Here is a 13,231-nt window from a genome sequence, read left to right as displayed (position 1 = left end):
GGCGCGGGGAACTGCGCGACGAGCCACAAGGCCCCCGCAGGCGCCGGCGGCACGAGCCACCCCACCCCTCAGGCGCCCGACCACGCCGCGCGCAGTCGCATCGGCTCCGTAGACTGGTCCCCGTGAGCGACCTCCCCCCTGACAACAGCGATGACAGCCTCGGGCCCGAGCCCCTCGACGCCGACTTCGACGAGATCATCGACGCGGAGACCGACCGCGACCCCGATCTCGCGGTGATCGAGGCCGGCAGCCGCACCCTGCGCACCCAGGGCGGGCCGCCGGAGGCCGACGTACCCGGGCGTCCGGAGGACCCGGAGCTCGACAGGGCGCTGCGCGAGGTCGAGACGGAGCTGGCCACCCGCTGGGGCGAGACCAAGCTGGAGCCCTCCGTCAGCCGCATCTCTGCGCTGATGGACGTCCTCGGGGACCCGCAGCGCTCGTACCCCTCGATCCACATCACGGGCACCAACGGCAAGACGTCCACCGCCCGCATGATCGAGGCCCTGCTCGGCGCCTTCGACCTGCGCACCGGCCGCTACACCAGCCCGCACGTGCAGTCGGTCACCGAGCGGATCAGCCTCGACGGCGCCCCGATCGCCGCCGAGCGCTTCATCGAGACGTACCAGGACATCAAGCCGTACGTCGAGATGGTCGACTCCCAGCAGGACTTCCGGCTCTCCTTCTTCGAGGTGCTCACCGGCATGGCGTACGCCGCGTTCGCGGACGCCCCGGTCGACGTGGGCGTCGTCGAGGTCGGCATGGGCGGCAGCTGGGACGCGACGAACGTGATCGACGGCGACGTCGCCGTCGTCATGCCCATCGACCTGGACCACACGGACCGGCTCGGGGAGACGCCCGCCGAGATCGCCACGGAGAAGGCCGGCATCATCAAGCCGGACGCGACGGTCATCATGGCGCAGCAGCCGGTGGACGCCGCGCAGGTGCTGCTGAAGAAGGCCGTCGAGGAGAACGCCACCGTGGCCCGCGAAGGCCTGGAGTTCGGCGTGGTGGACCGCCAGGTCGCCGTCGGCGGCCAGCTGCTGAAGCTGCGGGGGCTGGGCGGCGAGTACCCCGACGTGTACCTCCCGCTGTACGGCGCGCACCAGGCGCACAACGCGGCCGTGGCGCTCGCCGCCGTCGAGGCGTTCTTCGGCGTCGGCAAGGAGCGGGCGCAGCCGCTGGACATCGAGACGGTCCGCCAGGCCTTCGCGTCGGTCTCCTCGCCGGGCCGGATGGAGGTCGTCCGCAGCTCGCCGACGGTCGTCCTGGACGCCGCGCACAACCCGGCCGGCGCCCGGGTCACCGCCGAGGCCGTGCGCGAGGCCTTCGACTTCAGCCGGCTGATCGGTGTCATCGGCGTCAGCGCCGACAAGAACGTCCGCGAGCTGCTCGAGGCCTTCGAGCCGATCCTCGCGGAGGTCGTCGTCACGCAGAACACCAGCCCGCGGGCGATGAGCGCCGACGAGCTGGCCGCGATCGCCGTCGAGGTCTTCGGCGAGGACCGCGTCCAGGTCGAGCCGCGGCTGCCGGACGCCCTGGAGGCCGCGATCACGCTGGCCGAGGAGGAGGCCGAGTTCGCGGGCGGCGGCGTGCTGGTCACGGGGTCCGTCATCACGGTGGGCGAGGCCCGCATGCTGCTGAAGAGGGGCTGAGAGATCCGATGCGCACGCTCTGTTCGTCCACGCTGATCGGTGAGTTCTTCGTCATCGGCTTCGCCGGTCTGGTCGCGATGAAGGACCCGGACCTGGCGATGTCGACGGTGTGGACGGTCAGCGGGGTCGCCATGCTCCTGTGCGTCCTGCTGTGCGGCGTGGTGACGCGTCCCGCCGGCATCGCCCTGGGCTGGGCCCTCCAGCTCGCCCTGATCGCCGCCGGGTTCTTCGTCCCGACGATGTACTTCCTGGGCGCGGTCTTCGCCGCCCTGTGGTGGGCCTCGGTGCACTACGGCCGCAAGATCGACGAGGCGAAGGCCAGATTCGCGGCGCGTCAGGCAGAGGCGCAGTAGGGGGCGTTGTCAGTGGCGGGCGCTTTACTGGATACGGCGCCCGGACCTTCCCCGCAGGAGCGGGGGTGATCCCGGCTTTCCCTTGTGCTCGGCGTATTGCTGATCGTGGTCCCCGCATACGCGGGGGGGAACGTCCGGAAGCGGTCCGGGTGCCACTTACGGAGCGCCAGCGGGTAGCCTCAGGCCAGTCGCACCATCATTCCCTGGCCTGCAAGGAGCCCGCACACCATGTCCCAGCGCACTCTCGTCCTCCTGAAGCCGGACGCTGTCCGCCGCTCCCTGGTCGGCGAGATCATCAGCCGTATCGAGCGCAAGGCCGACTGGCGGATCACGGCGCTGGAGCAGCGGACTCTGGACCGGGCCATCCTGGAACAGCACTACGCGGAGCACGTGGGCCGCCCGTTCTACGAGCCCCTCGTGGAGTTCATGTCCTCCGGCCCGGTCGTGGCGATGATCGTCGAGGGTGACCGTGTCATCGAGGGCGTGCGCCAGTTGGCCGGCCCGACCGACCCGATCGCCGCGGCCCCCGGCTCCATCCGCGGCGACTACGGCGTGATCGTGCGTGAGAACCTCATCCACGCCTCCGACTCCGAGGAGTCGGCCGAGCGCGAGGTCAAGATCTTCTTCCCGGGGCGCGGCTGATCCGCTCACGGGAAACCCGCGCCTGACCTGCTGAGCGAAGGTTTCGCGGATTTTTCTGAATGATCATCAGTCCGGTCTGGACATCCGCCTGGGACGGCCGTAGTTTCGGCCGTCCCTTGGCATATGCGTGCCGATCGGGGGAACCAGTGCCCCCGATGGACCGTCTCCACAAGCGAGGCGGCGGCGCACATGCTGACAATGGCGGAGACCCTCGCGCAGTGTTCGTGAAGCCGCGTCTACGATGGAAGCCTTCACGTCACAGCACCCACTTCGCCGACCTGAAAAGCCCTCAAAAGCTCCTGGGAAGGCCTGACGAATCCTGATGGGGAACTCAATGTCGTTCATCGGCCGTGACATGGCTGTCGACCTCGGGACCGCCAACACGCTGGTGTACGTCAGGGGTCGGGGGATCGTACTCAACGAGCCGTCCGTCGTCGCGATCAACACCAACACCGGCGGCATCCTCGCCGTCGGTGCCGAAGCGAAGAAGATGATCGGGCGCACGCCCGGCAACATCGTGGCCGTACGCCCTCTGAAGGACGGCGTGATCGCCGACTTCGAGATCACCGAGCGGATGCTCCGCTACTTCATCCTGAAGATCCACAAGCGGCGCTACCTCGCCCGGCCCCGGGTCGTCGTCTGTGTGCCCTCGGGCATCACGGGCGTCGAGCGCCGCGCGGTCATCGAGGCGTCCTCCCAGGCGGGCGCCCGCCAGGTGCACATCATCGAGGAGCCCATGGCCGCCGCCATCGGCTCCGGCCTGCCGGTCCACGAGGCCACGGGCAACATGGTGGTGGACATCGGCGGCGGCACCACGGAGGTCGCGGTCATCTCGCTCGGCGGGATCGTCACCGCCCAGTCCATCCGTGTCGCGGGCGACGAACTGGACAACGCGATCATCCAGCACATCAAGAAGGAGTACAGCCTCCTCCTCGGTGAGCGGACCGCGGAACAGATCAAGATCACTGTCGGCTCGGCGTACGACCTCGACTCCGACGAGCACACCGAAATCCGTGGCCGGGACCTGGTGTCCGGGCTGCCCAAGACCGTGGTCATCTCGGCCGCCGAGGTCCGCAAGGCGATCGAGGAGCCCGTCAACGCCATCGTCGACGCGGTCAAGACCACCCTCGACAAGTGCCCGCCGGAGCTGTCCGGCGACATCATGGACCGGGGCATCGTCCTGACCGGCGGTGGCGCGCTGCTGCGCGGGCTGGACGAGCGGCTGCGGCGCGAGACCGGCATGCCGATCCACATCGCCGAGGACCCGCTGGACAGTGTGGCGCTCGGATCCGGCAAGTGTGTCGAGGAGTTCGAGGCGCTCCAGCAGGTGCTGGACGCCCAGCCGCGCAGGTGACACAACTCTTCGATTCCGCCGTACGAGACGTTCTCTCCTCGTGCGGCGGATCGTTGATATAGAGGCATAAGCTCCCACAAACGGGCCCCTTGGGTTTGCGTTTCGACTTCGCGCTCGCGCCCATCGAAGGGGCCTCCGCATTCCTACGAGGAAGGGCACGGCCGCCGCACGTGAGGGACACGAAAGAGAGCCGGCTGCTTCTGGTGCTGCTGATCGCCATCGCGTTCGCGCTGATCACGGTGGATATCCGCGGCGGCCAGAACTCCCCGGTCGACGGTGCCCGGCAGGCCGCGGCAGCGGTCTTCGGTCCGATCGAGAACGGAGTGTCGTCGGCGGTCAGTCCCGTCGGCAACGCCGTCTCCGCCGTCCGTGACTCCGGAGAGCGCCATGACCGGCTCGCCCTGCTGGAGAAGGAGAACGCCGCTCTCAAGGCGAAGCTCGGCAGCAAGGACCGCGACCGCAGCAGGCTGCACCAGCTCGACAAGATGCTGAAGCTCGCCGGTGACGGGCAGTACGGCATCAAGGGCGCCCAGGTCATCGCCATAGGAGCGGCCCAGGGCTTCTCCTGGACCATCACCATCGACGCCGGCGCAGGCGACGGCATCCGGCGCGACATGACCGTCCTCAACGGGGACGGCCTGGTCGGCCGCGTTACCACCGTCGGCCCCGACACCGCGACCGTCCTGCTCGCCAACGACCCCGACTTCACCGTCGGCACCCGGATGGAGGGCAGCGACGAACTCGGCTTCTCCTCCGGCCAGGGCGACCGCGCGCTGCGCGTCGAACTCCTCAACGGCAAGGCGGAGGTGAAGAAGGGCGACCGGCTGGTCACCTTCGGTTCCCAGGCCGACAAGCCCTTCGTGCCCGGCGTCCCGGTCGGCACCGTCTCCCGCGTCGACCCCTCCGGCGGCGGCCTGACCCGCACCATGTACGTCAGGCCCTTCGCCAACTTCACCCAGCTCGACATCGTCGGTGTCGTCGTCGAGGCCCCGAAGAAGGACCCGCGCGACGAGGTGCTCCCGGCCAAGCCCAGGCCGACCCCGACCCCGACGGTCACCGTCACGGTCACCCCGTCCGCCCAGGCGAACTCCGGCGAGGAGTCGTCCGGTGACACCTCGGCGACCGACGACTCCGCCACCGACGACACGGCCACGGACGAGCCGACCAGCGACACGACCGCCACCGACGAGCAGCAGTAGGAGTGAGCTCAACCCCCATGCGTGTCAACCGGATCCTGCTCTCCACCGCCCTGGTCGTCGTCGCCCTGGTGGTGCAGGTGAGCGTCCTCGCCCGCCTCCACCTCCCCGGCGCCGTCCCCGACCTGCTGCTGCTCACCGTCGTGGGCCTCGCCCTGGTGTACGGCCAGGTCGGCGGCGCCCTCGTCGGGTTCGGCGCCGGACTGCTCGCCGACCTCGCCCCGCCCGCCGACCACGCGGCCGGCCGCTACGCCCTGGTGCTGTGCGTCATCGGCTATTTCGCCGGACTGGTCAAGCCCGAGACCGGCCGCATCAAGTCGGCGACCGCCCCCATGGTCGTGGTGGTCGCCGCGGCCATCGGCTCGACACTGCTGTACGCGCTCGTCGGCGCCCTCGTCGGCGACACCGCCGCCCGCCATGTCGGCCTCGCCGGACTGCTGTTCAGCGCCGCCCTGTACGACCTGCTGCTCGCACCGTTCGTCGTCCCCGGGATCATGGCCCTGGCCCGGCGCGCCGACAACGACCCCCTCGCGGAGGCCGGTTCCGGCTCCAAGGGCACCGACATCTCCTCCGGCTGGCTCTCCGCCGGCACCGGCCTGCGTATCGGCGGCCAGCGCGGCGGACTCGGCGCCCTGAAGAACAAGGCCCGCACCCGCACCGCCCGCGTCGGCCGCATCAAGGGGGTCAAGAAGCTGTGACCACACGGGAGTCGACCACGGCCCGGCCCAGCCGCCGCGCCCCGCACGACACCGGTACGAGCGCCTCGTACCCGCACGACCCGTACACGCACTGAGAGGGGGAGGCAGCCGCAGTGACCAATATTCCCGAGACCGGACGGACCCCACGAGTCCAGATCCGACTCGTCGTCATCCAGATCCTCGTCTTCTCCCTGCTCGGCACCCTCGGCGGCCGCCTGTGGTACCTCCAGGTCCGCCAGGGCGCGGAGTACCAGAAGGAGGCCTCCGGCAACCACGTCCAGCAGGTCGTCCAGCCCGCGCCCCGCGGCTCGATCCTCGACGCGCGCGGCGTGGCACTCGCCGACAACGAGACCCGGCTGGTCGTCTCCGCCTCGCGCACGGACCTGCTGAAGCAACACGACGACGGCAAGGCCGTCCTCGCCAAGCTGGCCGGCGTCCTCGGCATGAGCCCCACGGAGGTCATGCAGAAGGTCAGGCTGTGCGACGCCAAGACCCCGCAGCCCTGCTGGAACGGGTCGCCGTACCAGCCGATCCCGATCACCGACGAGGCCACCGCCAAGCAGGCCCTCCAGATCCGTGAGCGTGGCGAGGACTTCCCCGGCATCACCGCCGAACCGGAGGCCGTGCGCCGCTACCCGAGCCCCGGCAAGTCCAACACCTCGCAGGTCCTCGGCTACCTCTCGCCGGTCACCGACGAGGAGATCACCAAGGCCGAGGACACCGACTCGCCGTTCCTGCGCTCCGACATGGTCGGCCGTTCCGGGCTGGAGCGGCAGTACGACAAGGAGCTGCGCGGCAAGGCCGGCGTCACCCGCTACGAGGTCGACAACCTCGGGCGCGTCATCGGCCAGGCCGAGGCGGACGCCGCCCAGCCCGGCTCCAACCTGGTCACCAGCATCGACTCCCGTGTCCAGCGCGTCGCCGAGTACGAGCTGGACCACGCGATGAAAGTCGCCCGCCAGCAGTACGACAAGATCACCGGCGAGAACTACAAGGCCGACTCCGGCGCCGTCGTCGTGATGGAGGCCAAGACCGGCCGCATCGTCGCCATGGCGTCCGCGCCGACGTACGACCCGAACGTCTGGGTCGGCGGCATCTCCGCCAAGGACTACAAGGCCCTCACCGGCAAGAAGTCCGACTACCCGCTGCTCAACCGGGCCATCCAGGGGCAGGCGGCACCCGGTTCGACCTTCAAGGTCGTCTCGACGGCGGCCGCCGTCCAGGCCGGCTACCCCTTCAACGGCCGCTACCCCTGCACCAGTTCGTACTCCGTCGGCGGCCAGGTCTTCAAGAACTTCGAGGGGGAGAGCTTCGGCCCCATCCCGCTCAACCGCGCCCTCGAGGTCTCCTGCGACACCGTCTTCTACGGCCTCGCGGACCGGGAGTGGAAGCGCGACGGCGGCATCAACCCGAAGAAGGGCCAGCCCAAGGACTGGTTCTACAAGACCGCCCACCAGTTCGGCCTCGGCAAGGAGACCGGCGTCGACCTCCCCAACGAGGTCACCGGCCGCGTCCCCGACCGCAAGTGGAAGCTCGACTACTGGAAGGCCAACAAGGACGCCTGGTGCAAGTCCGGCAAGAAGAACGGCTCCTACGTCGAGAAGATCGCGTACGAGAACTGCCTCGAGGGCAACAAGATGCGCGAGGGTGACGCGATCAACTACTCCATCGGCCAGGGCGACACACTCGTCACGCCGATCCAGGAGGCCGTGATCTACGGCGCCGTGGCCAACGGCGGCACCATGTACACCCCGAGCATCGGCAAGGCGGTCGTCAGCCCCGACGGCAAGCACGTGCAGGAGATCAAGCCGCAGCCGCACGGCAGGCTCCCGGTCAGCAAGGCCACTCTCAAGGGCATGCACGACGCCTTCGCGGGCGTCGTCACCCGCGGTACCGCCGCCTGGAAGTTCAACGGCTGGCCGCAGGACAAGATCTCGCTGCACGCCAAGACCGGTACCGCCGAGGTCTACGGCAAGCAGACCACGTCCTGGCTGGCCACGTATTCCAAGGACTACTCGGTCATCATGACCATCTCCCAGGCCGGTACGGGCTCCGGCGCCTCCGGTGAGGCCGTGCGCAACATCTACAGCGCGATGTACGGCGTCCAGCCCGACGGCAAGATCGACCCGAAGAAGGCGCTGCTGCCCGAGCCGGAGAAGAGCCTGCCGAAGGTCCGCACCGACGGCACGATCAAGTCCCCGAAGGTCTCCGAGGACCCGGCCAAGGACGTCCGCCCGGCCCCCTCGGGCTCACCCGCCCCGGACGGCTCGCAGCCCGCCTCGACCGCCCCCTCGCCCGGCACGGGCAACCGCGACACCCGCAGGCGACCGCGCAGGCGGGGAAACCGGAGGACGCCCGCATGACCGGCAACACCTTCTCCGTCCCCGGATACGGACCCCAGCGGGCCGGCTGGACACGGCTCTTCGCCCGCGACTCGGTGGCCCGCCGCATGGACTGGCCGATGCTCCTCGCGGCCATCGCCCTGTCGACGATCGGCTCGGTACTGGTCTTCTCCGCGACCCGCAACCGCACCGAGATCAACCAGGGCGACCCGTACTACTTCCTGATCCGGCACTTCATGAACACCGGCATCGGGCTCGTCCTGATGATCGGCACGATCTGGCTCGGCCACCGCGCCCTGCGCAACGCCGTGCCGATCCTCTACGGCCTCTCGCTGCTCGGCATCCTGATGGTGCTCACCCCGCTCGGCTCCACCGTCAACGGCGCCCACTCGTGGATCGTGTTCGGCGGCGGCTTCTCGCTCCAGCCCTCCGAGTTCGTGAAGATCACGATCATCCTGGGCATGGCGATGCTCCTCGCGGCGCGCGTCGACGCCGGCGACAAGAAGTACCCCGACCACCGCACGGTCCTTCAGGCCCTGGGCCTGGCCGCCGTACCGATCCTGATCGTGCTGCTGATGCCCGACCTCGGCTCGGTCATGGTCATGGTGATCATCATCCTCGGCGTGCTGCTCGCCTCCGGCGCCTCCAACCGCTGGGTCTTCGGCCTGATCACCGCCGGCGCGCTCGGCGCCATCGCGGTGTGGCAGCTGCACATCCTGGACGACTACCAGATCAACCGCTTCGCGGCCTTCGCCAACCCCAAGCTCGACCCGGCGGGCGTCGGCTACAACACCAACCAGGCCCGCATCGCCATCGGCTCCGGCGGCCTCACCGGCGCCGGCCTCTTCCACGGCTCCCAGACCACCGGCCAGTTCGTCCCCGAACAGCAGACGGACTTCGTCTTCACCGTCGCCGGCGAGGAACTGGGCTTCCTGGGCGCGGGCCTGATAATCGCCCTCCTCGGCGTCGTCATGTGGCGCGCCTGCCGCATCGCCCGCGGGACGACCGAGCTGTACGGCACGATCGTCGCCGCCGGAATCGTCGCCTGGTTCGCCTTCCAGACCTTCGAGAACGTCGGCATGACCCTCGGCATCATGCCGGTCACCGGCCTTCCCCTGCCCTTCGTCTCCTACGGCGGCTCGTCGATGTTCGCGGTATGGGTGGCCGTGGGCCTGCTGCAATCGATCAAGGTGCAGCGGCCGTTGTCGGCGTAGGTCTTCACAAGAGCCCTTCGCAACGAGGGGAGGGTGCCCGGCCGAGCGTCCGCCGGGCACCCTCCCCTCATTCCGTACTCCTCTGTAGATTCAGTTCATGGCGGATACGAAACGCGAGATCGAGCGCAAGTACGAAGCCGATGAGAGCGGGCTGCCTGACCTGGCCGGGGTCGGTGGGGTGGCGGCCGTGCTGGACAAGGGCGTCATGGAACTGGACGCCACCTACTACGACACCGCCGACGAACGCCTGGCCGCCCACTCCGTCACCCTGCGCCGGCGCACCGGCGGCTCCGACGAGGGCTGGCATCTCAAGCTTCCCGTCGCGGCCGACGTCCGGGACGAGATCAGGGCGCCGCTCTCCGACACCGTTCCGCCCGCGCTCGCCGCGCTGGTGCGCTCCCGGGTCCGCGACGCCGAGCTGGTGCCCGTGGTCCGGCTCCTGTCCGCCCGCGACGTGCACCACCTCGTCGACGCCGACGGCACGCTGCTCGCCGAGGTCAGCGAGGACGCCGTCACGGCCGAGCGGCTCGGCGGGGGCGGCGCCACCGTCCAGTGGACCGAGATCGAGGTGGAGGCCGCAGAGGGGATCGGCACGGACATCCTCGACAAGGTGGAGAAGCGGCTGCGCAAGGCGGGCGTACGGCGCTCCGGCTCGTCGTCGAAACTGGCGCGGGCGCTCGCCGAGACCGCCCCGGAGGGAAAGGAGAAGGGGAGTGAGGCAGGGAAGGGCGCGGCGGACGTGACCGCCGGCGACCATGTCCTCGCCTACGTCCGCGCCCAGCGCGACGCCATCGTCGAACTCGATCCGGCCGTCCGGCGCGACGAGTTCGACTCCGTGCACCAGATGCGCGTCGCCACCCGCCGGCTGCGCAGCACCTTCCGCTCGTACCGCACCATCCTCGACCGCGCCGTCACCGACCCGATCGGCGAGGAGCTCAAGTGGCTGGCGACCGAACTCGGCGTGGACCGCGACCGCGAGGTGCTCACCGAGCGCATCGCGACGGCCCTCGACGCCCTGCCCCGCACCCTGGTCGCCGGGCCCGTCCGCACCCGGCTGCGCACCTGGTCCAAGGTCCGCCGCGGCGGATCCCGCCGCCGGCTGACCGGCGTCCTCGACTCCCACCGCTATCTGACGCTGCTCGACACCCTCGACGCCCTGCTCGCCGACCCGCCCCTGCGGAAGACGGCCGCGAAGAAGCCGGCGAAGGTGATCGCCAAGGCCGTACGCAAGGACTTCGCGAAGCTCTCCGCCCTCGTCGAGCGGGCCATCGACCTGCCGCCCGGCCGCGACCGCGACCTCGGCCTGCACGAGGCCCGCAAGAAGGCCAAGCGCACCCGGTACGCGGCGGAGGCGGCCACCCCGGTCCTCGGTGACCCGGCCGCGGCCCTGACCAAGGCGATGAAGTCCCTGCAGAAGCTGCTCGGCGACCACCAGGACAGCGTGCTGGCCCGCGAGGCGCTGCGTGAGCTGTCCGCCGTGGCGCACGCGGTGGGGGAGAGCACCTTCACCTACGGCGTGCTGTACGGCCGCGAGGAGCAGCGGGCGGCGGCGGACGAGGCGGAGCTGCCCGGGACCTGGGCGGAGATCAAGGCGGGGGCGTCCGTCTGAGCGGTCGGGGGAGGCCGCCGAGCGGGTTACGCTTGATGGTCACCCCTGTCCTCAGCTCACGAAGGTTCGCGAGATGCCTGCCGAAGCCGCCGAGTCCGCGGAGTCTGTGTTCCCGCAGCTCGAAGCTCTGCTCCCGCATGTGCAGAAGCCGATCCAGTACGTCGGCGGAGAGCTCAACTCCACCGTCAAGCCCTGGGCCGACTGTGACGTGCGCTGGGCGCTCATGTACCCCGACGCGTACGAGGTCGGTCTGCCCAACCAGGGCGTCATGATCCTCTACGAGGTACTGAACGAGCAGGAGGGCGTCCTCGCCGAGCGCACGTACAGCGTGTGGCCGGACCTGGAGGCGCTGATGCGTGAGCACGGCGTGCCGCAGTTCACGGTCGACAGCCACCGCCCGGTGAAGGCCTTCGACGTGTTCGGCCTGTCCTTCTCCACGGAGCTGGGCTACACCAACATGCTCGCGGCCCTGGACCTGGCCGGCATCCCGCTGGAGTCCAAGGACCGCACGATCGACGACCCGATCGTCCTGGCCGGCGGCCACGCGGCCTTCAACCCCGAGCCGATCGCGGACTTCATCGACGCGGCGATCATCGGCGACGGCGAGCAGGCCGTGCTCGACATGACGAAGATCATCCGCGAGTGGAAGGCGGAGGGCCGCCCCGGCGGCCGCGAGGAGGTCCTCCTCCGCCTGGCCAAGACCGGCAGCGTGTACATCCCGGCGTTCTACGACGTCGAGTACCTCGCCGACGGCCGCATCGCCCGCGTCGTCCCGAACCGGTCGGGCGTGCCGTGGCGCGTGTCCAAGCACACCGTCATGGACCTGGACGAGTGGCCCTACCCCAAGCAGCCCCTCGTCCCCCTCGCCGAGACCGTCCACGAGCGCATGTCGGTCGAGATCTTCCGCGGCTGCACCCGCGGCTGCCGCTTCTGCCAGGCGGGCATGATCACCCGCCCGGTGCGTGAGCGCTCGATCACCGGCATCGGCGACATGGTCGACAAGGGCCTCAAGGCGACCGGCTTCGAAGAGGTCGGCCTCCTCTCCCTGTCCTCCGCGGACCACTCCGAGATCGGCGACATCGCCAAGGGTCTCGCGGACCGCTACGAGGAGGACAAGATCGGTCTGTCCCTCCCCTCCACCCGCGTCGACGCCTTCAACGTCGACCTGGCCAACGAGCTGACCCGCAACGGCCGCCGCTCGGGCCTCACCTTCGCCCCCGAGGGCGGCTCCGAGCGCATGCGCAAGGTCATCAACAAGATGGTCTCGGAGGAGGACCTGATCCGCACGGTCGCCACCGCCTACGGCAACGGCTGGCGCCAGGTGAAGCTGTACTTCATGTGCGGCCTGCCCACGGAGACCGACGAGGACGTCCTGCAGATCGCCGACATGGCGATGAGCGTGATCCAGAAGGGCCGCGAGGTCTCCGGCTCCGGCGACATCCGCTGCACGGTCTCCATCGGCGGCTTCGTCCCCAAGCCCCACACGCCCTTCCAGTGGGCCCCGCAGCTCTCGGCGGAGGAGACGGACGCCCGCCTGCAGAAGCTCCGGGACAAGATCCGCGGCGACAAGAAGTACGGCCGCTCGATCGGCTTCCGCTACCACGACGGCAAGCCCGGCATCGTCGAGGGCCTGCTCTCCCGCGGTGACCGCCGCATCGGTGCCGTCATCCGCGCGGTCTACGACGACGGCGGCCGCTTCGACGGCTGGCGCGAGCACTTCTCGTACGACCGCTGGATGGCCTGCGCCGACAAGGCCCTGGAGCCGCTCGGCGTGGACGTCGACTGGTACACCACCCGCGAGCGCACCTACGAGGAGGTCCTCCCCTGGGACCACCTCGACTCGGGCCTCGACAAGGACTGGCTCTGGGAGGACTGGCAGGACGCCCTCGACGAGACCGAGGTCGAGGACTGCCGCTGGACGCCGTGCTTCGATTGCGGCGTGTGTCCGCAGATGGACACCCACATCCAGATCGGCCCCACGGGCAAGAAGCTGCTCCCGCTGGCGGTGAAGAACGCGGCGCCGGCCCCGGCCGCGAGCGGACACGCGCACTGAGCACTGAGCACTGGCTGACATGACGAGCCCCTCCCCGCCGGGGAGGGGCTCGTCGGTTTCGGTGGGTGAGGGAAGAGCGGGCGTGTGCACTGGTTTGCGGAGCAATCGGGCCGGGGTG

10 protein-coding genes are annotated in these 13,231 nt (G+C 69.8%); all 10 read left to right on the top strand.

The genetic code is table 11. The features are described 5' to 3' along the window. Positions 1-122: 122 nt before the first annotated feature. Positions 123-1,652, top strand: coding sequence for a folylpolyglutamate synthase/dihydrofolate synthase family protein (locus QFZ74_RS10740; RefSeq protein WP_307620581.1), 1,530 nt, complete (start codon positions 123-125; stop codon positions 1,650-1,652). 8 nt (positions 1,653-1,660) lie between these two features. After that, positions 1,661-2,005 carry a DUF4233 domain-containing protein gene (locus QFZ74_RS10735; protein WP_307620580.1) on the top strand — a complete coding sequence of 115 codons (345 nt, stop codon included), beginning with the start codon at positions 1,661-1,663 and terminating at the stop codon, positions 2,003-2,005. 228 nt (positions 2,006-2,233) lie between these two features. Next, positions 2,234-2,647, top strand: a complete 414-nt coding sequence (ndk, locus tag QFZ74_RS10730) for a nucleoside-diphosphate kinase (RefSeq protein WP_307620579.1) — start codon at positions 2,234-2,236, stop codon at positions 2,645-2,647. Between the two features lie 334 nt (positions 2,648-2,981). Further along, entirely contained in the window at positions 2,982-4,001 is a 1,020-nt protein-coding gene (locus QFZ74_RS10725) for a rod shape-determining protein (RefSeq protein ID WP_062705440.1), read from the top strand. Positions 4,002-4,171: 170 nt separating this feature from the next. Continuing rightward, a complete protein-coding gene (gene mreC, locus QFZ74_RS10720; RefSeq protein ID WP_307620578.1) occupies positions 4,172-5,200 on the top strand; it encodes a rod shape-determining protein MreC in 1,029 nt (342 codons plus the stop codon). Positions 5,201-5,217: 17 nt separating this feature from the next. After that, positions 5,218-5,895, top strand: coding sequence for a rod shape-determining protein MreD (gene mreD / locus QFZ74_RS10715; protein ID WP_307620577.1), 678 nt, complete (start codon positions 5,218-5,220; stop codon positions 5,893-5,895). Between the two features lie 113 nt (positions 5,896-6,008). Next, positions 6,009-8,258 carry a penicillin-binding protein 2 gene (mrdA, locus tag QFZ74_RS10710; RefSeq protein ID WP_307620576.1) on the top strand — a complete coding sequence of 750 codons (2,250 nt, stop codon included), beginning with the start codon at positions 6,009-6,011 and terminating at the stop codon, positions 8,256-8,258. After that, complete coding sequence (gene rodA / locus QFZ74_RS10705) at positions 8,255-9,451, top strand: rod shape-determining protein RodA (protein ID WP_307620575.1); 1,197 nt, start codon at positions 8,255-8,257, stop codon at positions 9,449-9,451. The genes mrdA and rodA overlap by 4 nt, the downstream gene beginning before the upstream one ends. A gap of 97 nt (positions 9,452-9,548) precedes the next feature. Further along, positions 9,549-11,060 carry a CYTH and CHAD domain-containing protein gene (locus QFZ74_RS10700; protein ID WP_307620574.1) on the top strand — a complete coding sequence of 504 codons (1,512 nt, stop codon included), beginning with the start codon at positions 9,549-9,551 and terminating at the stop codon, positions 11,058-11,060. 73 nt (positions 11,061-11,133) lie between these two features. Next, positions 11,134-13,113: a TIGR03960 family B12-binding radical SAM protein gene (locus tag QFZ74_RS10695; RefSeq protein WP_307620573.1), complete on the top strand. Its 1,980-nt coding sequence runs from the start codon at positions 11,134-11,136 to the stop codon at positions 13,111-13,113. Positions 13,114-13,231 lie beyond the last annotated feature (118 nt).

The organism is Streptomyces sp. V3I7, assembly GCF_030817495.1.
Taxonomy (GTDB): Bacteria; Actinomycetota; Actinomycetes; order Streptomycetales; family Streptomycetaceae; genus Streptomyces.
The sequence above is the reverse complement of the archived record's forward strand: the minus strand, read 5'-3'. Positions and strand labels throughout refer to the sequence as shown.

Bases quoted from the DNA above. Each gene is read 5' to 3' on its own strand.
- rodA (WP_307620575.1), top strand. From the start codon at position 8,255: ATGACCGGCAACACCTTCTCCGTCCCCGGATACGGACCCCAGCGGGCC.
- QFZ74_RS10700 (WP_307620574.1), top strand. From the start codon at position 9,549: ATGGCGGATACGAAACGCGAGATCGAGCGCAAGTACGAAGCCGATGAG.
- ndk (WP_307620579.1), top strand. From the start codon at position 2,234: ATGTCCCAGCGCACTCTCGTCCTCCTGAAGCCGGACGCTGTCCGCCGC.
- QFZ74_RS10735 (WP_307620580.1), top strand. From the start codon at position 1,661: ATGCGCACGCTCTGTTCGTCCACGCTGATCGGTGAGTTCTTCGTCATC.
- QFZ74_RS10695 (WP_307620573.1), top strand. From the start codon at position 11,134: ATGCCTGCCGAAGCCGCCGAGTCCGCGGAGTCTGTGTTCCCGCAGCTC.
- QFZ74_RS10725 (WP_062705440.1), top strand. From the start codon at position 2,982: ATGTCGTTCATCGGCCGTGACATGGCTGTCGACCTCGGGACCGCCAAC.
- mreD (WP_307620577.1), top strand. From the start codon at position 5,218: ATGCGTGTCAACCGGATCCTGCTCTCCACCGCCCTGGTCGTCGTCGCC.